The organism is Veillonella sp. ICM51a, assembly GCF_000524355.1.
Lineage (GTDB): Bacteria > Bacillota > Negativicutes > Veillonellales > Veillonellaceae > Veillonella > Veillonella atypica.
On sequence record NZ_JAPX01000015.1, the window covers coordinates 13033 to 33805 of the forward strand.

Below are 20773 nucleotides of genomic sequence, written 5' to 3' on the forward strand. Positions count from 1 at the left end.
CCCATATGGTGAGGGTCATTTTATTATGGTAAAATAGATTGTATATATGGTGATATTTTTACCAGCATTAGTTAGCATTAAAAATCATAAATCCGGTATAGGGGAGTTATGACGAGGTATAACAAGTGGAATATATTATTTCGTTCATGGAAACGTATGGCTATGCAGCCATGTTTATTGCGATGGTTCTAGAGAATGCGAATATACCGATTCCTAGTGAAATTGTGCTTGGATTTGCAGGGTATTTAATTTCTCAAGGTATATTTGATTTGCATACGACAATGGTCGTAGGTACATTGGCTGGTATCGTTGGATCCATTTTGTCATATTGGATGGGGGAATATGGCGGTCGTCCGTTGTTATTGAAATACGGTAAATATGTATTCTTTAATGAGCATAAATTTGAACTCGCTGAAAAGATGTTTAATAAATATGGTGGAGTAGCTATATTCTTTGGCCGTCTTTTACCTGGTGTTCGTACATTTATCTCCTTCCCGGCTGGCATGGCACGCTATCCATTGTGGCACTTTATCGTTTGGACTGTACTCGGTACTATTCCTTGGACGATTTTACTCGTATATTTAGGAAAAGTACTTGGGGAAAACTGGAAAGATCTTATTCAGTATAATCATGAATTTTTGCTAGTTGTGATTGTCATCTTTGCTATTGTGGCTGCAGTGCTCGGATTTAAATACTATAAGAATCGCCGTAAATCATAAGGAGGTCACAATGAAATTGTCTCGTTTGACGCCTGTGTTGTTTGTTGTTTGGCTGGTATTCTTTATGGTAGCTAATAATATACTACCTGTAACCGATCCAGTAGAATCGAATTATGCGTTAACTGCTAAGGAAATGGTGTTGTCTGGCAATTGGTTATCGCCACAGATTTATGGGACATATTGGTATGACAAGCCGATTATGATTTATTGGCTGATTGCATTAGCTTTTAAAATCTTTGGTATCGCTGATTGGGTAGTTCGTTTGCCAAGTGCTATATTTGGTGCTTTGTCAGTGGCTGCCATGTTTCAAACTTTACGGACCTTTAGTCGACGTTGGCTCGTTGGCCTAGTAGGTTCCTCTATCCTTGGTACATCTCTTATGTTCTGGGCTGTTGCTCATGGTGTTATAACCGACATGGTACTGTTATATACGACCTTGATGGTTATGATGTATGCGTACAAAGGCTTGAATGAAAATTCTAGTACGGCAATGGTCGTAGCTTACGTATTTTCCGGATTAGGCGTTTTGACAAAGGGGCCCGTAGCACTTGTTTTACCTGGCCTTATTTTACTCGTTTATGTTGCGCTTTGCCGTTCAAAACAAATGTTATTACGCCTCTTTGACTGGAAGGGGATTTTGGCCTTTCTTGTCGTCGCTATGCCGTGGTATGTTTATATGTATAGCGCCCATGGACAAGCCTTTTTGGATGGATTCTTAGGCCTTAACAATGTAACACGTGCGACTCAGTCTGAACACCCGGAAGATAATGTGTGGTGGTACTATATCGCTATTTTCCTCGGCGCTTCTTTACCATGGACGGGCGCTGTTATTTATGGCATGATAACGGGCTTTAAACAGCACCATAAGTGGTACGTGTATTGCATGTGTTGGGGCGTGGGTACTGTTCTATTCTATTCCTTGATGGCTACTAAGTATCCTCTATATACATTTATTAGTCTTGTACCTTTCAGTATTCTTGGTACATTAGGGGCTATGAAAGCTCTGCGTCCGGGTCGGCCTCGTTATGTCCCATGGATTGTAGTCGGTCCCACACTATTGTTATGGATCGCTTATGTAGGGGCGTCTTTCTTTGCACCTTGGGGCTATTATGGATTGCTCTATGTTTTGGCAGGCGTATCCATATTAGGGCTGTTATGGTTCTGGTGGACTCGCCAACGGTATCGTTTGCTGAGCATTGTCGTGATCGGTACCATGCTCATTTCATCGATTGTAGTACTCGAGGGTTTGGTACCTCTTGTTAAACAACGTAGTTCTATCAATCTTATCCCTGTTGTAGATAAGTATAATGGTGATGTGTATTATTACAATGGATACAGCACATCTCTCGTATATTATACTGGACATGAGGTGGTTCGTATTAAGGGGGACAGCAGTCGTTGGGATGATAAGGATACATTAAAACATCGTAGTGCTGAATGGGATAAGAAATACCTTATGGAACAAGTGACGGAGGACGAGTTTATCAAGCGTTTGGCTGAAGGTAAGCAAATCATGGTCATCGTTCCAAAAGGCGAAATTAACCATTTTAAACAGTCTAGTATTGCACCATATGTTGGTGAGTACAGCGAGGCTGGTAGCTCTGAGATTTATATTTTGAATAAACGACAAGCTTATATTGAAGAATAATATATTGTTAATCGTGTTTGTGAAAGTAGCATCAACCGCTCAATGCGGTTGGTGCTTTTTTGCGTATATAATCAGAATATTTAATGTATATATTATGTCCTAATTACTATTTATATTTTTTTAGAAATAAAACCCATTATAGTTATATGTATTGTTGACATATTAAAAACATATTGGTATAGTGGGTTATATAATTTTTAGAACGAGGTGTTTTGAAACCTTATTTCATCTAGGTTTTAGAAAAGTGCGGAAATGGCATGTGTCAAAATCGCCCCCTTGTTGTGAGGTAGAAAGAGGGGAAGTTATGAAGAAGACATGGTATCTAATCATCGGAGTGATCCTCTTGGTTATTGGCTGCATAGCCTATGGTTATCATGAACACCATAAACCAAAGACGGCTCAAGAATTAAAGACTGTACGCGTAGCCTATTTACCAATTACCCATGCATTGCCAGTATTCGCTACAAAAGAATTAGAAACGGCAGATGGTCCTGTACATGTAGAGCTTGTTAAATATGGATCTTGGCCAGAGTTGATGGATGCATTAAATACAGGTAAGGTAGATGCTGCATCGGTACTCGTTGAACTTGGTGTAAAGGCTCGTGAACAAGGCATTGATGTCCGTGCTGCTGCACTTGGTCATACTGAGGGTAATATTATTATCGTTAATAAGGATATTAACTCCGTTCAAGACTTAAAAGGCAAATCCTTTGCTATCCCTCATAAACAATCAACTCAAAAAGTTCTCGTGGATTGCATGCTTGAAGAAGCGGGTCTTTCTGAAAAAGATGTACAAATCGTAGAAATGAGCCCTCCAGAAATGCCATCTGCTCTATCGGTAGGTCAAATTGCTGGGTATAGTGTAGCCGAACCATTTGGCTCTCTAGCCCTTGAAATGGGAACTGGGAAGGTCTTCGAAGATCCTGACCATCTCTGGCATGATAATATTTGCTGTGCCCTCGTATTTAATGGTCAATTCGTCGATGAACATCATGACTTGGCAAAAGCTTTCACCAAGGCCTATCTCGATGCAGGTAAATACCTAGATGAGCATCCAGAGTCCCAAAAAGAAATTGCCTTAAAATATTTAAAGTTTAAGGACCCTATTATTGAACGTTCCTTACAAGTGATTGGGTTTGGAGATTTAGCCCTTACAGAGGACCGTTATAATGCGCTTGTGCATCATATGACACATATTGATTTAATCAAAAAAGTGCCGACCTATTCAGAGTTTGTAGATACATCATTGTTACCATAGGAGGGGGACCATGAAGAAATATACATATGTGCCAGGTTCATTTATCGCAGCTTGGCTAATTTGGGAGTTGATCGTTCGCCTCGGCGGTTTTAATGAAGCGCTATTTCCAACGCCATATAAGGTATTACTCGGATTTGGAGAACTTATAGGCGACGGTGTTCTTTTTAAAGATATTGCAGATAGTTTAGTGCGTTTCTTTATCGGTTATATTATTTCCGTTGTAGCCGGCGTATTTTTCGGTCTTATCTTAGGTTGGTACAAGGGGATTTGGAACTACATCAATCCAATCGTTCAAGTCATTCGACCAATTTCTCCTGTGGCGTGGTTGCCGTTTATCGTTCTCTTCTTCGGTATCGGTCAAGCACCGGCTATCGTTATCATCTTTATCGCAGCATTCTTCCCGGTGCTATTGTCCACCGTGTCTGCTATTCAAAATATTGACCCTGTGTACATCAAGGTAGCGCGCAACTTTGGTATTAAACAGCCAGAACTGTTATTTAAAATCGTGTTGCCTGCCGTATTCCCTGGTATTGCATCGGGTCTTCACATCGCGCTTGGTACGGCGTGGATCTTCCTTGTAACAGGGGAAATGGTAGGCTCCCAAACAGGCCTTGGCTTCCTCATTATCGATATGAGAAATAACTTGCGTAACGATCTCTTGATGGTAGCCATTTTGACCATCGGTTTCGTTGGGCTTTTACTCGATTGGGGCGTGTCCCTCATCGAAAAATGGATTTACAAACGTTGGGGTATTGAGAAATAGGAGGTGGCCTCATGGGTTACATTTCGGTGCGCAATGCACACAAGGAATTTATGAAAGATGGGGAACCACTCACCATTCTTGAAGATATTAATCTAGATATTGAAAAGGGCGAGTTTATTTGCCTCTTAGGCCCTTCTGGTTCCGGTAAAAGTACGCTATTAAATGCTATGGCAGGCTTTGAGCTCGTTACATCTGGTTCCATTACTATCGACGGTGAAGAGGTGAAAGCGCCTCAACTCAGATATGTAACGGTATTTCAAAACTATGGCTTGTTGCCGTGGCGTACGGTGGAAAGCAATATTGAGCTTGGTCTCGAAAGTAAAAAGGTGCCTAAAGAAGAGCGTCCTGCTATCATCGACAAATACGTTAAAATGGTAGGCCTTGACCATGCCCGTAATCGCTACCCTGCAGAACTATCTGGGGGCATGCAACAACGTGTATCCATCGCTCGTGCATTAGCTGTTGATCCTGATATTATCTTCATGGACGAGCCGTTAGGTGCCCTCGATGCATTAACACGTATCAACTTACAAGACGAAATCTCTCGCATCTGCCGCGAAGAAGGCAAAACTGTTGTATTTGTTACCCACGATATTGAAGAAGCCGTAGTCCTAGCAGACCGCGTTGTGGTACTAGCGGCAAACCCGGGACGTGTACAAACTATCATCCCTGTAAATATCATCGATAGAACCGACCGCACATCGGCATCCTTTGTTAATATTCGAAACCATATTTTTGAACAATTCCAATTGGCAAAAGAAGACAAAATCGAGTTCTATATTTAGTTATATACACCTTAATGAAACACCCAAGGAGTTTTACACTCTTGGGTGTTTTATAATAGACAAAACTCTAAAATAATGTATACTATAAGTAGCTGAAGGATTGTAAGAATTCACTGTAAGCACAAAAAAACTCCCTCAAGAACGGCGAAATACTTGAGGGAGTTTTTATTGCTTTTAATCGTCTAAGCTAACGGGGTTAATCACCATGAAACTTCCTATCTAACTATATATTTCTTATGCAATTCGTGTAATTATCATGTATAGTAGATATATATCGGTAATAACATATAAATTTTAATTGGAGGCTGTATGTCTTTATTTGAGTTAGAGAAGACCTTGTCTTTTGATGAATATATAGCAACCTTTGATGCGGAGCGCGTGGCGAAGGTGCACGGTTTTGTAGACTGGCTCGCTCAGTATCAAGGTGGTCTCGTCCATAATCCTTGGGGTGAGGTAAATCCTGATTTAGAGATTGTTACAGATGGTTTTGATGCGGCCCAAGTGCGTCGAGATAATTTAGTAGCTTATTTATTACCGCGCTTAGGTCGAGCTAAGGTATTTGTAGTGGCTGAGGCAGTAGGATATCAAGGCGGACGTTTTAGTGGCATTGCTATTACTTGTGAAAGAATGCTATTAGATAAGCACAAAACCATTCGTGCGAAGGATGTAACGCCGATTCGGTTGGAACGCACTAGTTCGCCTACTAGCTCTTTATTAAAAGGAACACAGCAGAAGGACGGTTTTAACGAACCTACTGACACTGTGGTGTGGAGTGCTATCGTTGAAAAGGGGATAGATCCATATGATACGTTGTTGTGGAATATATTCCCCTTCCATCCTCATAAGGATGATAATCCATTGACTAACCGTACACCTACGGATAGAGAACAACAACTAGGTTGGGAGTATACAAAACGCTTGTTAGATTTACATATAGAATTAGGCGGCGTAGAACCTCTTGTGCTCGCCGTAGGCCAAAAATCTGCAGATACAATGGGAAAATTTGGATTGTCTGCTATTGGGTTGCGCCACCCTGCAAACGGCGGTGCTAATCTATATCGTCAGGGCTTTGCGGAGGCTATAGATACATACTTAAAATAGTAAACATTTGAGAGTTTTTGGAGAGATACTTATGAAACGTTATTGTGATGCTTGCCATCAATATTGTGATGAGGCGGCTATGTTTTGTCCTACATGTGGGCAGTATACGGTGGCTACAGAGGTGGAGCGCATTGCACCTGAAGGTGATGTAATTTATCCTTTATCCCATTATCAGCTTAGCTATAAGGATACATATCTCTATGTGATGAATAAGTTCATGGATACGGATGGTCGCGCTTCGCGGAGGGAATTCTTACAATTTCTATTGCTGTGGCATGTATGTATGGTTGGTTTGCTCGCTTTTTTCTATGCTATAACCGCTATATTTCAAACGGGACCGTATTTAATCGGTTTAGGTGGGTTCTTAACGGCTATACTATGTTTAGTATCCTTGCTTCCATTAGGGTCGTTATGTGTGCGCCGACTTCATGATACGGGACGAGGCAGTATGAGCTTGTTGCTGTTCCTCCTCCCCTTTGTAGGACCTTTGATTTTGTTCGCCTTGTTATGTCAAAAGGGGCAGCCACAGGACAATCAATATGGTAGTGCATTGCAGCATATCGTCATAGATAAACGGCTAGCTTCAATTATGAAAGTATCCCCTACGAGCAGTTCGTTAACAACGAGAGTTTTAATTGTTGTGCTTGTAAGTATAGTATGTATATTTGGATTTTCTTTACGAACTATGGGACCGGAAAATGAAGTATTCCCTTCAGGGTGGTTTACAAATGCCATTGTTGGTGAAGGCAGTGAAGAGGCCGCTCGTGCATCGGTACAAGGCTATTTTGATGCGGTAAATAATAAGAATTATGATAAGGCTTTCACGTATGTGATGAACCAAGTTAAGACAAATCCGGTAGAAAAACAAAAATGGCTCATAGCTATGCAGCAAGGTACAAAAGTGGATATGGTTACCTTGGATGTGGCACGGCTGAGTCGTTCAGGCAGTTTAAAGCGTATTGTATTTGAAGCAGATTTACAAACTACAAAGGCTGGCGAAGGCATGGTAGAGGCTAAACCGATGAAGCGATATATTTCTCTTATTGAAGAAAATGGTGCGTGGCATATTGAAGGCTTTTACAAACATTTGCCTGATGATGATAACTAAATATGATGTATAAACATGGTTAGATTTTGTGCGATTATCAGCTCAAATTCGTACAGGATTAATGGAATAGCGTTAACGTAAGGGTCCTCTTTTGTTAACGCTATTTTTATGTTACAATAATAGTAACGTATGAAAGTGAGGCTTTCATCAGAACGATCGGATTATAATGAACATTAAACGGTAACGAAGAGAACGTAACGTCGCGGCTGACGCGTTTAATGGTACACTATACTCATTTGCACGAGGCGAATGGACAAAAGGACTTGAACGGTAACAATTGAGTTGCGCTATTTTTGCGCCCATTTGAAAGACGCTGCTGGATAGCGCCTTTTTCGTTTGTCCGTTCCTCTGTAAAGATCAAATTTTAATGATAGGTGAAAATATATGTTAAACAAATTAATGAACAAAATTTTAGGAGGAACTGTGAATACAACAGATAATCAACATACTGCACAAGTGACTGCAGTAGAGACGGCTCCGTCTGCTCAAGGTGAGCAAAAAACAACGCGCCGTCGCACCAATACACGTCGACCTGCGGGAGAACACCGCAATACAGAAGGTCGTCGCACTGGTGAACGCCGTCATACAGGCGAAGCTAGTCAAAATGGCGAAGGCCGCCAACGACGTGCGACACATACAAGAACGAACACACGTCGTCAACGCTCAACGGCTGAGCAAGGCGAACAACAAGGTACAGAACGTAAACCTCGCCAACCTCGTCAAAGTCGTACAACTCGAAGCGGTGAAAATACACATCGTACTGAGCGAAATGGCGAGAATACTCGTAATACAAGAAATACACGTAATACGCGTACACGCAATGCGAATGATAATAATCGCAATGAAAATACTAACAACCGTCGTACGCGCACTAACAACCGTCCGATGGCTCGCAACCACGACCGCAACCAAGAGGTTCAATCCGATTTAATTGGTCGTCAACCAGAGGGCTCCAACAAGGGTAAATTCCAAATTATCCCTCTTGGTGGCCTTGGTGAAATCGGTAAAAATATGACCATCTTCCAATACGAGGATGAAATCATCGTTCTTGACGCAGGTCTTGCGTTCCCTAGTGAAGATATGCTTGGCGTAGATATCGTTATTCCTGATATGAGCTATATCATTGAGAATAAAGATCGCGTGAAAGCAGTCGTTATTACTCATGGTCACGAGGACCATATCGGTTCCTTAGCGTACCTTATGAAGGAAATTAACTGCCCTGTATACGCTACAAATCTTGTTTGTGGCTTAATTGAAGGCAAATTTAAAGAACATAAGGTATCCCCAAAATGCCTTCGCACGATTGCAGCAGGCGATGAAGTGCAAATCGGTCAAGTAAAGGTTGGTTTTATCCAAACTAATCATTCCATTCCTGACTCCGTTGCGGTGTACTTCGATACACCTATCGGTACTGTACTCCATACAGGGGACTTTAAAATCGACCAAACACCAGTTGATGGCAAATTGATGGATATTCATAAATTCGCAGAACTTGGCAACAAGGGCGTACTAGCATTGATGTCCGATTCTACAAATGTAGAAAAACCTGGTTTTACTGGTTCTGAAAGCTCCGTTGGACCTGCTATTAAACAAGCTGTAGGTGCTGCAAAAGGTCGCGTTGTATTGGCTACATTCGCATCTAACGTATCTCGTATCCAACAAGCAATCGATGCGGCGGTTATGTTCAACCGTAAGGTTGTCGTTATGGGTCGCAGCATGGTAAATGTTACAGAAATCGCACAAGAACGCGGTTATTTGAATATTCCACCAAATACGATTATCGACGTAGATGTAATGCACAACTATACAGATGATCAAATCATGATTTTAACAACTGGCTCTCAAGGTGAACCGATGGCGGGCTTATCCCGTATGGCTACAAGCAACCACCGCACTGTAGAATTGGCACCAAATGATACTGTTATTATCTCTGCTACACCAATTCCAGGCAATGAAGGTGCTGTTGGTAGAACTATCGATAACTTACTTCGTCTAGGTTGCCATGTTGTATATGGCAAAGATCGTGGCATCCACGTATCTGGTCATGCGAGCCAAGAAGAGCTTAAAACAATGCTCAACCTTGTGCGTCCAGAATACTTCATCCCGGTTCATGGTGAGTACCGTATGTTACGTCGTCATGGTGAACTTGGTGTGGCTATGGGCGTAGACCCTAAGAAGGTCCTCATCGGCGATAATGGTCAAATCTTTGAATTTGATAAAGACGGTGGCCGTAAAGGTGGCCGTGTACAAGCGGGTGCTATCTTCGTTGATGGCCTTGGTGTTGGCGATGTTGGTAATATCGTTATTCGCGATCGTCAACAATTGGCACAAGAAGGCATGGTTATCGTTGTTATGGCTATGGATACTGCTTCCGGTACCATTATTGCAGGCCCAGATCTCGTATCTCGTGGCTTCGTATATGTACGTGATGCAGAAGAACTTATGCTTGAAGCAGAACGTCGCGTTCATCAAGTATTAGATGATTGTGAAGCACAACGTATCAAGGACTGGGCTACAATTAAACAAAACGTTCGCGATGCATTGGGCAAATTCTTCTATGACAAAACACGTCGTAGACCTATGATTTTACCAATCATCCAAGACGTACACTAAATAAAATATCCCTCTCAAGCAGAATGCCGTGATTACATGGCGAACAGTCTTGAGAGGGATATCTTTATTATTTTGAGACACCATAAGTAGCGTAGTTGCTGTAATTGTCTACTATATAGGGTATTTGAAGTTACTTCTTTAAACTGCTATAATTAAAAGATAACTAGTATCCTTTTAGTGTTGAATGGAGTATTATGAAACAAACAAATACAAGAGCTATGGTGGAAACGGCGTTTTTAGCGGCCATCGTAGTTGTATTAACCGTTATAGGCGCTAGTCTTCCTGTTTTATCCCTGTTAGCTACTATCGTAGCTCCTGCGGCGATTGCTACAGTAGGGATCAGGTGGGGCGTTCGTTATAGCTGCTCTGCGGCTGTAGTAGCCTTTGTCATTGTTTCCATTTTATTGGGACCATTGACAGCTGTAGGAACAATCTTGATGTATGCAGTACCAAGCATTTTTATTGGACTCGGTTTTCGTAAACGTTGGTCCCCTTTAAAATTAATCTTGGTGCCTACGCTAGCATTAGCGGTGACTACTATTATTACGCTCTTAGCATCAATGTCTATTATGTCTGTTGATTTACAGACATCTATTCAAAATATTGGTGATGAAGTACAAAATGCATTTATAGACACCGTGAAACAACAATCGCTGCCACCAGAACAGACAGAGCTTTATATACAACAAATACAAGCGAGCTTAGTACAGATTAAAAGGATGCTTATCACTTATGCGTTTTGTGCGTTTGCTGTTACGTCTTATATCTTGGCACGGTTTACAGCATACATTGCAAAACGTACTAATAATCCTGTACAACCATTGCCTGCTATTTCAACCTGGCAAATACCTGTTTGGACGGCTGGTGTATTGGCTGTAGGTCTTATTATTATTTATGGCTCATCCTTTGTTGGTATCAATAATGAGCTGCTTACAACTGTTGGTATGAACATTGCTTTATTTGGCGCCTTTGCTTGTGGCCTTAACGGTATCGCTTCTTTGCTTGGCGTTTTAGAAGGTTATGGTGTATCAAGGGTATTAAAATTTGTTATTATAGCTCTTTTATATGTCATGATGCCAATATCTCTAGTAACGTTTGGTGTTATGGATATGTTTTTAGATTTACGATCTCGTTTCAATCAACGAGGTTATTAATAGAAAGGAGGTTACTATGAAATCCTTTCAACGAAGATGGGAAGCAATGGAATGGACCATTATTGGTGTCATCGTTCTATTAATCTTAATCATCGCTTATTTAAATTGGTTATTAGCCATATTATCAGTCATCGTGGTGGTTGCTGTATACTTGATTAATTACAATACCATCCACAATCGTCGTCGCTTAGCACGCGAACAATTTGGTGCTATGATGAAGAATGTGACGCAGGCGGCTAACTTTGCATTACAAAACTTACCGACCGCTATTGTACTTGTCAATAAGCAAGGTACATTGGTATGGAATAATAGTGTGTTTGCCGATTGGGTTCCGGTGGACTGGAATAAATTGCAAAAAATGTCCGCTTTGATTCCTGGATTTAGAATTGATAAGATTTGGGGCAAATCGGGGTTCTTGAAAGAGCAATACGGGGATCGCTATTTCCAAGTAGTGTACAAGTTCATCGACCCTCGCGATACAAGACCTGATGCAGATCCTAATGATGAATTAACGGAACATGCTGTTATGGCCTTATATTTCAAGGATATTACAGCCATTGAAAAGGAACGTATTAAGGCGCAAGAAGAACAGCCTGTATGGGGCATGATTCAAATCGATAATATCGAAGAATTGACGAAGGGCCTCAGCGATAGAGAATATACAAATCTATGGGCGGAAATCAACAATATCGTCGTTGATGAAATCGATAAACACGAAGGTTTCATTCGGAACTTCCAAGATGATATGTACACATTTGCCATTTCTCGGGGCGCTTTGCAAGACATGGAAAACAACGGTTTTAGTGTGCTTGAACGTATCCGTAAATTGCCTTCTCCTCGTCAAGTGCCTGCTACGATTAGTATCGGGATTGGCGAAAATGCAGGCTCTGTTAAGGATGTGTCCGAACGTGCTCGCGCAGCCCTCGATATTGCCTTAGGGCGCGGTGGTGATCAGGTTTGCATTATGGATGGTGAAAGCACCCGCTTCTTCGGAGGCAATACAGCAGGTGTTGAAAAAAATACGCGCGTTCGTGCTCGTGTGGTTAGTCAAGCCATTCATGAATTGATGAATGATTCTGACAAAATCCTTGTTATGGGTCATCAACGTGAGGACTATGATGCATTAGGCGGTGCTATTGGCGTCGTATCAATTGCACGTACTCTTGGTAAAGAGGTGCGATTAGTACTTTCAAAAGAAACAAATGCCATTGATAAAATGGTACATGTTCTTGAGGAAGACGAATTTTGGAAAACTCATATCATAACGCCTGCAGAAGCAAAATTGTGGGCTGATGCGAATACATTGGCCATCGTTTGTGACACGCATAGAACACCGATGGTAGCAGCGCCAGAGGCTCTAGAAGTATCTGAGCGACGCATTGTCATCGATCATCATCGTCGAGCAGCAGATTTTATTGAAAATCCATTGCTTACGTATTTGGAACCAGCTGCATCATCTACGAGTGAGCTCGTAACAGAACTTGTACAATATGCAGGCGTTCCTGTAAAGCTTTCAAAAGCGGAAGCCACAGGTATCTATGCGGGCATCGTATTAGATACGAAAAACTTTAATCAACAAACTGGGGCACGTACCTTCGAAGCGGCAGCGTTCTTACGTCGTGCAGGGGCGGATATTGAACGGGTAAAAGAATTATTTATTGAAACCTTCGATTCTATCCAATTGCGTGCTAAAATGGTATTTGAAGCCAATCGTACCGAAGGTATTGCTATTTCTGTGGCACCAGCAGGTATGAAGGATATGATGGCATTGGCCGCACAAAGTGCGGATATGCTCATCAGCAATGAAGATATTGAAGCAGCCTTTGTACTTTACTCACTTAATGATGGCGGTATCGGCGTCAGCGCTCGATCTAAGGGCAAGGTAAATGTACAAGTTGTAATGGAAGCCTTGGGTGGTGGCGGTCACAGAACAGTGGCTGGTGCCCAACTACAAGGTATGACGATAGAGGAAGCGAAGGCGGCTATTCTAGATAAAGCGCTAGAAGCCCTTCATTCCGCTGAAAAAGAGGAGGAATAACAATGAAAGTAGTATTGTTAGAAGATGTAAAAAAAGTTGGTAAAAAAGGCGAAATCGTTGAAGTAAGTGACGCATATGGTCGTAATGTATTGATTAAAAAAGGCCTTGGTCTTGAAGGTACAGCAACTAACGTAAATAATGCGAAACAAAAGCAAGAATCCATCGCTCACAATAAAGCTGTTGCCAATGATGAAGCTAAAATCTTAGCAGCTCAATTGACTAAGGTTGAAGTTACTGTTAAGGTTCGCATGGGTGAAGAAGGCCGCGTATTCGGTTCTGTGACTGCGAAAGATATTTCCGATGCAGCGAAAGCTCAATACAAGGTAGATATCGACAAAAAGAAAATCGAAATTAAAGAACCGTTGAAAACATTAGGTGTTCATGATGTAGTGGTTCGTGTACATCCAGAAATTACGAGCACTATCAAGGTTAACGTAGTCGCTGAATAATCTTCGAATCACCATGCTCACAGAGTGTGGTGATTCTTTTTGTGCATAGAAGAGGCGTGATGCACGCTTTCATAGGGAAGATACTCATATTCTAGTTAAGGGGAGAAGAACATGGACGTACGCATACCACCGCATAATGAGGACGCGGAAAAGGCCGTATTAGGGGCATTGTTAACAGATGGTTCATCATCTGGCGAAGCCGTTGATCTGGTAACAAGTATCGTAGATCGTGATGATTTTTATCGTGATACGCATCGGATCATTTATGATGCTATTTTAAATCTTGTAAAAAGCAACAAGACGGTAGATTTCATTACGTTAAGTGAAGAACTAGAACGACGTAAAAAATTGGATACCGTAGGTGGCATTGCTTATATTACATCTCTTGCGAATGAAGCGACAGGCTATAATATTGAAGAACATGCGCGCATTATTGTAGAAAAAGCACAGATGCGCCGCCTCATTGATGCAGGTAATAAGATTGTCGGTATGACCTATGCTGGTGAGGATGAACCAACCGTTATTATGAATAAGGCGGAACAACTCGTTCTTGATGTAGGTGGTCAAACACAATCTGAATCGACGTTTTCACCAATCAGGGATATAGTCCTTACGAATATTGATAGACTGAACAAACTGCAACAACATAAGGGGTCTATTACAGGTGTACCAACTGGATTTAGAGATTTGGATTTCAAGTTAAATGGGTTACAACGGTCGGACCTTATTCTCGTAGCGGCTCGTCCTGCTATGGGTAAGACTGCTTTCACCTTGAACATTGCTCAAAATGTAGCGATGGGGATTAAGCGGACTGTAGCATTCTTCTCTCTAGAAATGTCCAAGGAACAGTTGGTAGGACGTATTTTGTCCTCCGTGGCCGGTATTGAATCAGACAAGTTGCGCAAGGCTGACATGGACCCTAATGATTGGGGGAAGGTGATGGCTGCGGCGGATGAGATGAGTCAAGCCAGCCTGTTTATCGATGATACGCCAGGACTTACGGTGCAGGATATGCGCGCTAAGTTACGCCGCCTCAAGGTAGAACATGGTCTTGATCTTGTTATCGTCGATTATATTCAGCTTATGCAAGGCCGTAGCTCCGGTAAGGGCAGTGAAAATCGACAACAAGAGGTATCTGAAATCTCTCGTAACCTAAAACTGATTGCTCGTGAATTTAATGTGCCTGTTATTGCTTTGTCTCAGTTGTCTCGTAGTGTTGAAAGCCGCCCAGATAAGCGTCCAGTATTATCTGACCTTCGTGAATCTGGTTCTCTTGAACAAGATGCGGACATCGTTATTTTTTTGTATCGCGATAAATATTACGATGAAAACTCTGAAATGGGGGATGAGGCAGAGGTTCTTATTCGAAAACATCGTAATGGCGCTGTGGGGACGGTAAGTCTCTTATTTAAGGGCGAATTAACACGATTCCTCGATACGGTAGATGATGACAAAGTTGGACCAGAACAATAAATGAATGATCTTGGGGTTATATTTACGTAACACCAAAGAATATAAAGGTATCTATTATTAGAAACTATCTCTAATAGTAGATACCTTTTTTGTTTAAAATTATCTTCATAATGGCAAACATACGTTTGAAAATACTGTAAATTTTTGTTATACTAATGATAGAAATTACGGAGATAATAATTTTTGTGAAAGTTAGTGAATTAGCGTTTTAAGGAGGTGTTGGTATGGGTTCAGCTGATACAGATCGGATGTATATGTGTATTGATTTAAAGAGCTTTTACGCATCTGTAGAATGTGCCGATTTGGGTGTGGATCCCTTTACAACACCGTTAGTGGTGGCCGACAATTCGCGTGGCAAGGGGGCGATTACATTGGCCATCTCTCCAGCGCTTAAAAAGCTAGGCGTTAAAAATCGGTCTCGCTTATTTCAAATTCCTTCACATATTGAATACATCACGGTAAAGCCTCATATGAAACGGTATATGCAGGCGTCGGCGCAGATTTATGGGACGCTACTAAATTACATATCCCCTGAGGATATTCATGTGTATTCTATTGATGAATACTTTATAGACATCACGCCATATACGAATTTGTACAAGAAAACGCCTCGTCAGTTGGCTCAACTCCTGCTTGATGCGGTGCTCGACGCTACTCATATTTACGCTACTGTTGGCATTGGGACTAACTTATTTCTCGCTAAAATTGCCCTCGATATACTGGCTAAGCATGCGCTGGATTTTATCGGGTATCTTGATGAAAACCTTTTTAAGGAGCAAATTTGGTATCATCAGCCGATTACGGATATTTGGCAAATCGGCAGCGGTATTGCCAATCGTTTACGTAAATTTGGCGCCTTTGATTTGCATGGCATCACCCAAGTACCGGAACATAAACTGTATAAGGAATTCGGTGTGAACGCAGAGCTGTTAATCGATCATGCGTGGGGTCGTGAAAGCTGCACTATTGCCGATATTCACGCCTATAGACCGTCTAAACATTCCCTTTCACAAAGCCAAATTCTATTGCGCAATTATACGGCTGATGAGGCGCGATTGCCCATGCGTGAAATGGTAGAGTCCTTAGTCCTTGAACTGTTACAGATTAAGGCAGTTACAAAGTGTATTCATGTTCACATTGGCTATGCAGCAGAGGATGTAAAGTCCACTGGTGGATCTAGGACCTTAGCGCATTATACGGACTCATTTCAAGAGTTATGTCCAGCTGTACTAGCCTTGTTTGATAAATATAAACGGCCTCATGAGTTGATACGACGCATTGCCGTTAGCTTTGAAGATTTAGTTAATAAGGCCGCTGTACCGACTGAAATGGACCTGTTTAGTAATGCATTAACGGATATAGCAGAGCAAGAGGAACATATACAGAAAACCATGCTGAATATTAAAGGACGTTTTGGTAAAAATGCTATCCTTCGTGCATCTAGCTTGCAAGAAGAAGGGACCATGCAGTTTAGAAATACATTGGTAGGCGGTCATAATGGAGAGTAGATTTTACAATAGGAATTGATGTATTGCGTGAGGGAAGGTATACATTCATGAAACATCGGATGTCGCGCTTGCAACGGGCTAAACAATTTATGCCTTTTGCGGCGTTAAAGGGATTTGAAACATTGCTGGCAGCCGTAGCACGGCCTAAGGAGGTTCGTGTAGAGTTATCTGAGGACCAACTAGAGGAACTAAATCGTACAATCCAATCATTGACAGACGGGAATTTTGTGCGAGTCCTATATTACAACGGTCATTGTTATACGGAACTAGTGGGTGCTATAGAGCTGATAAACAAGACGGCTCATACTATGTCTATAGAGGGGATTGTCATTACCTTTAAAGATATAAAAGAAATCAATCTTTATGAATGAAAATAGTAAATACTATAATGTAAGAATATAGAATTAGCCCATGCGTATAGGTGATACGTATGGGCTGTTTTACATCTTATTAATTTTGATAATTTTTCTTGACATATAGTATAAATTCTATTAAAATAATATATGAACGAACATTCATATGTTGCTTTAATTCATATAGGATGAAAGCTTTCTGTGCTTTCAAATATAGATAAAGGAGATATCATGGAAGAAACATTACTTCTAAAGAATTTAAACTGTCCGAACTGTGGAGCGAAAATCGAAGATCGTATCCGTAAAATGGATGTGGTAGAAACAGCTAACTTTACACTTGCTACCCATCAATTAAAATTAACTGGCTCTTGGGAGGACCGTGAGGCTCTTAAGCGTGACATTCAAGATATCTGTGATGCTATCGAAGAGGGCGTAACAGTAGCTGATTACGAACGTAAATCTAAAGCGGCTGTGGATGATGGCCGTGAAAACAATCAGGACAATGACTCTGTAACAATTGCAGTTATCGTAGTAGGTCTATTATTTATGATCTATGATGCATTGACTTCCTTTGTTCCATCCATCGGATTGCCAGAATCTATTGAAACTCCGATTTACTACGTTGCTTATGTACTCCTTGCATTTCCTGTATTGCGTACAGCAGCGCGTAATATCTTAAAGGGTGAAATATTTGATGAAAACTTCTTGATGTCCATCGCTACATTAGGTGCCATCGCTATCGATGCATTGCCTGAAGCGGTTGGTGTTATTTTATTCTACCGTATCGGTGAATTCTTTGAAGAAAAAGCAACAGATCGTAGCCGTACAGAAATCATGAATGCTGTAGATATGCGTCCTCAAGAGGTGCGCGTCATAGATACATGCGGCGGTGGCGAAATTGTAGTTATGTCCCCTGAAAAGGTTGAGGTGGGCTGGACTATTGAAGTTCGTCCTGGCGATTTGATTCCTCTAGACGGTACGATTCTTGAAGGTGAAACTCGCGTCAATACGGCTCCTGTAACCGGCGAACCAGTACCTGTTCGCGCAGAACCAGGTACACAATTGATGTCTGGCTGCATCAATGAAACTGGACGTATTACGATGCGCGTCGATAAGGTTCTAGAAGAATCCATGGTTACTAAAATTCTTGATGCTGTTGAAAATGCAGCTGCATCGAAACCTAAAATCGATAAATTCATTACGCGCTTTGCTCGTGTATATACTCCAATCGTAGTAGCCCTTGCCCTTGCTGTTGCGATTATTCCATCCCTCATTACTGGCGAATGGCATAGATGGATTTATACAGCCTTAACATTCCTTGTTATTTCTTGTCCATGTGCATTGGTGCTAAGCGTGCCACTTGCATTCTTCTCCGGTATTGGTAACGCATCCAAACATGGCATCTTGCTTAAAGGTGGTCGTGTTATCGAAGCATTGGCTAATGTGAAAGCAGTAGCTCTTGATAAAACAGGTACTATTACATCTGGTGAGTTCAAAGTTCACAACGTAGAAACTGTAGGCTCCCATGTAAGTTCTGGTCAATTATTATCCATGGCGGCAGCTATCGAAGCTGTATCTACACATCCAATAGCAACAAGCATTGTTTCTGAAGCAAAAGATCAAGGCCTTACAGTGGAACCTTCCGATTTCGTTCAGGAATTAGCTGGCGAAGGCATGGTAGGTATGGCAGATGGTCAACAAGTACTTGTTGGTAACCGTCGCCTTATGGAACGCTATGATGTACAAGGCTATCCAACAGAACCTGCTGAATACGGTACAGAAGTTCTTGTAGCCGAAGGTAATACATACCTTGGCCGTATTATCATCGCCGATGAAGCTCGTCCAGATTCTGCTGAAGCGATTGCTGATCTTAATCGTCAAGATATTAAAACTGTTATGCTTACTGGTGATGCTGAAGCAAGCGCTAACTATATCGCCAAAGAAACGGGTGTAAGCGCAGTACGTGCTCAACTATTGCCTCAAGATAAATTATCCGTTGTTCAAGATATTCGCTCTGAATATGGTCCTACCATGTTCGTAGGCGATGGCATCAATGATGCGCCAGTTCTTGCTGGTGCTGACGTAGGTGGTGCGATGGGTAGCGGCGCTGATGCGGCTATCGAAGCGGCCGACGTTGTGTTCATGCGTCCATCTTTGACCGCTATTGCACATATTCTTGATTTGTCCAAATCAACATTGCGCGTGGCTTGGCAAAACGTTGTATTCGCCATTGCTGTTAAAATCCTTATCATGTTGCTTGGCATCTTAGGCTATGCATCCATGTGGTGGGCTGTATTTGGCGATACAGGCGTATCCATCCTTTGTATCTTAAACTCTGTCCGCATCTTAAGTAGAAAATAATACTGATAGATAATAAACTGCTCCTACATTGTATTAGGCAATGAGGAGCAGTTTTTCTATGTAAAACTTTCACAAGAGAATTGAATAGTACACCTAAATAGTATATAATTTTAAAGATGAGATACAGTATTTTCGCTCGGAAGGAGGGATAACATGATTACGGTGTACAAGCACATAGAAGAAGAATTAGTAGCCGATTACACGGTATCAGATGCCACAAAAGGTTCATGGGTAAATTTGGTGAACCCAGACCCCGATGAGTTATCCCTTATCAATATTCTGACGGAAATTCCTACAGACGTATTAAAGACCGCCCTCGATATGGAAGAACGTTCTCACGTGGAGTTAGAGGACAATTATATCTTTGTTGTTATCAACATTCCTGTTGTTCGCGGCAATGATATGTACGATACGGTGCCACTTGGTATCTTTTTGACGCCAGATTTCTTTATTACCATCTGTTTAGAAGAATCTGAAGTGCTTTATCCGTTTATTTCTAATCAGATTTCTACGTTCTATACGTATAAAAAGACCCGTTTCTTGTTCCAAATTTTGTATCGCACGGCGACCATGTTCTTGCGTTACTTGCAACAAATCAACCGTCGTACCGACGATATCGAAGTCCAATTGCGTCATACTACAAAGAACAAGGACTTCTTCCAATTGTTGGAATTACAGAAATCCATGACATACTTTACGTCCGCCTTGCGTACGAATGGTACCGTTATGGAACGTTTATTGCGTTTGCGTGGTCACAGTTCCTATAAACACCTTCTCAAGATGTATGAGGAAGATGAGGATCTATTAGAGGACGTTATCATCGAGAATAAACAGGCCATAGAAATGGTTGAAATGTATTCTAATATCTTGATGAACATGATGAACGCCTTTACATCCATCATTTCAAACAACCTTAATATGGTTATGAAAATGTTGGCAGCCTTGACGATTACCCTGGCCGTACCGACCATCATCTTTAGCTTGTGGGGGACCAACGTGCCATTGCCGTTTCAAAACGATGAAAATGGTTTCTTTGAGGTTGTGGGCATCTCCGTGGCCTGTTCCATCGTGGCCATTATTGGCATGTGGAAAAAAGATCTTTTCTAAGATAATAACTATAATAGATATGCTGAAAGCTGGCTTTAGGCCAGCTTTTTTGTCTCTAATATAAGTAGTTCTACATGGGAGATATCTGAGGTTACCTATATTCAATTGTTGCACACTTCAATACAAATCTGCTATAATATATCAATATGGAGAGGTGTCCGAGTGGTTTAAGGAGCTGGTCTTGAAAACCAGTGACTCCGCAAGGGGCCGTGGGTTCGAATCCCACCCTCTCCGCCATTCAATTTTATGAATCTTTAGAGACCGGTTGGGCCATTTGTTGCCTGTTGCTCGTTTCTTTTGATTTAGTACTATACTTGGTAAGGCAATTGGAGCCC

At 41.5% G+C, this 20773-nt stretch carries 16 protein-coding genes and 1 tRNA gene; all 17 read left to right on the forward strand.

Going from position 1 to position 20773, the window contains the following annotated elements:
- Nucleotides 1-125: 125 nt before the first annotated feature.
- The gene (locus HMPREF1504_RS01885; RefSeq protein WP_005378047.1) at nt 126-719 is read left to right on the forward strand and encodes a DedA family protein; all 594 of its coding nucleotides are present in this window, start codon (nt 126-128) and stop codon (nt 717-719) included.
- Between the two features lie 10 nt (nt 720-729).
- Nucleotides 730-2367 (forward strand): glycosyltransferase family 39 protein, encoded by a 1638-nt coding sequence (locus tag HMPREF1504_RS01890; RefSeq protein WP_038122967.1) that lies wholly within the window; start codon nt 730-732, stop codon nt 2365-2367.
- Nucleotides 2368-2671: 304 nt separating this feature from the next.
- Nucleotides 2672-3625 (forward strand): ABC transporter substrate-binding protein, encoded by a 954-nt coding sequence (locus HMPREF1504_RS01895; protein WP_038122969.1) that lies wholly within the window; start codon nt 2672-2674, stop codon nt 3623-3625.
- Between the two features lie 10 nt (nt 3626-3635).
- Nucleotides 3636-4388, forward strand: coding sequence for an ABC transporter permease (locus HMPREF1504_RS01900; protein ID WP_038122972.1), 753 nt, complete (start codon nt 3636-3638; stop codon nt 4386-4388).
- An 11-nt stretch (nt 4389-4399) separates the two neighbouring features.
- Nucleotides 4400-5173: an ABC transporter ATP-binding protein gene (locus tag HMPREF1504_RS01905; RefSeq protein ID WP_005378111.1), complete on the forward strand. Its 774-nt coding sequence runs from the start codon at nt 4400-4402 to the stop codon at nt 5171-5173.
- 309 nt (nt 5174-5482) lie between these two features.
- Nucleotides 5483-6274, forward strand: coding sequence for a uracil-DNA glycosylase (locus tag HMPREF1504_RS01910; protein ID WP_038122973.1), 792 nt, complete (start codon nt 5483-5485; stop codon nt 6272-6274).
- 31 nt (nt 6275-6305) lie between these two features.
- Entirely contained in the window at nt 6306-7382 is a 1077-nt protein-coding gene (locus tag HMPREF1504_RS01915; protein ID WP_038122975.1) for a DUF805 domain-containing protein, read from the forward strand.
- A 423-nt stretch (nt 7383-7805) separates the two neighbouring features.
- A complete protein-coding gene (locus HMPREF1504_RS01920) occupies nt 7806-9995 on the forward strand; it encodes a ribonuclease J (protein ID WP_232203310.1) in 2190 nt (729 codons plus the stop codon).
- 194 nt (nt 9996-10189) lie between these two features.
- Nucleotides 10190-11149, forward strand: coding sequence for a DUF2232 domain-containing protein (locus HMPREF1504_RS01925; protein ID WP_038122980.1), 960 nt, complete (start codon nt 10190-10192; stop codon nt 11147-11149).
- 16 nt (nt 11150-11165) lie between these two features.
- On the forward strand, nt 11166-13187 hold the full coding sequence (locus HMPREF1504_RS01930) for a DHH family phosphoesterase (RefSeq protein WP_038122982.1): 2022 nt from the start codon (nt 11166-11168) through the stop codon (nt 13185-13187).
- 2 nt (nt 13188-13189) lie between these two features.
- Nucleotides 13190-13636, forward strand: a complete 447-nt coding sequence (gene rplI / locus HMPREF1504_RS01935; RefSeq protein WP_005384538.1) for a 50S ribosomal protein L9 — start codon at nt 13190-13192, stop codon at nt 13634-13636.
- 111 nt (nt 13637-13747) lie between these two features.
- On the forward strand, nt 13748-15109 hold the full coding sequence (gene dnaB, locus HMPREF1504_RS01940; protein WP_038122984.1) for a replicative DNA helicase: 1362 nt from the start codon (nt 13748-13750) through the stop codon (nt 15107-15109).
- Nucleotides 15110-15333: 224 nt separating this feature from the next.
- Nucleotides 15334-16617: a DNA repair protein gene (locus tag HMPREF1504_RS01945; protein ID WP_038122986.1), complete on the forward strand. Its 1284-nt coding sequence runs from the start codon at nt 15334-15336 to the stop codon at nt 16615-16617.
- A gap of 47 nt (nt 16618-16664) precedes the next feature.
- Complete coding sequence (locus tag HMPREF1504_RS01950; RefSeq protein ID WP_038122987.1) at nt 16665-16988, forward strand: YolD-like family protein; 324 nt, start codon at nt 16665-16667, stop codon at nt 16986-16988.
- A gap of 213 nt (nt 16989-17201) precedes the next feature.
- Complete coding sequence (locus HMPREF1504_RS01955; protein ID WP_005378095.1) at nt 17202-19331, forward strand: cation-translocating P-type ATPase; 2130 nt, start codon at nt 17202-17204, stop codon at nt 19329-19331.
- 153 nt (nt 19332-19484) lie between these two features.
- Nucleotides 19485-20438, forward strand: a complete 954-nt coding sequence (locus HMPREF1504_RS01960) for a magnesium transporter CorA family protein (RefSeq protein WP_005378032.1) — start codon at nt 19485-19487, stop codon at nt 20436-20438.
- Nucleotides 20439-20586: 148 nt separating this feature from the next.
- Nucleotides 20587-20675, forward strand: a tRNA-Ser gene (locus tag HMPREF1504_RS01965).
- The last annotated feature ends 98 nt before the right edge of the window (nt 20676-20773 follow it).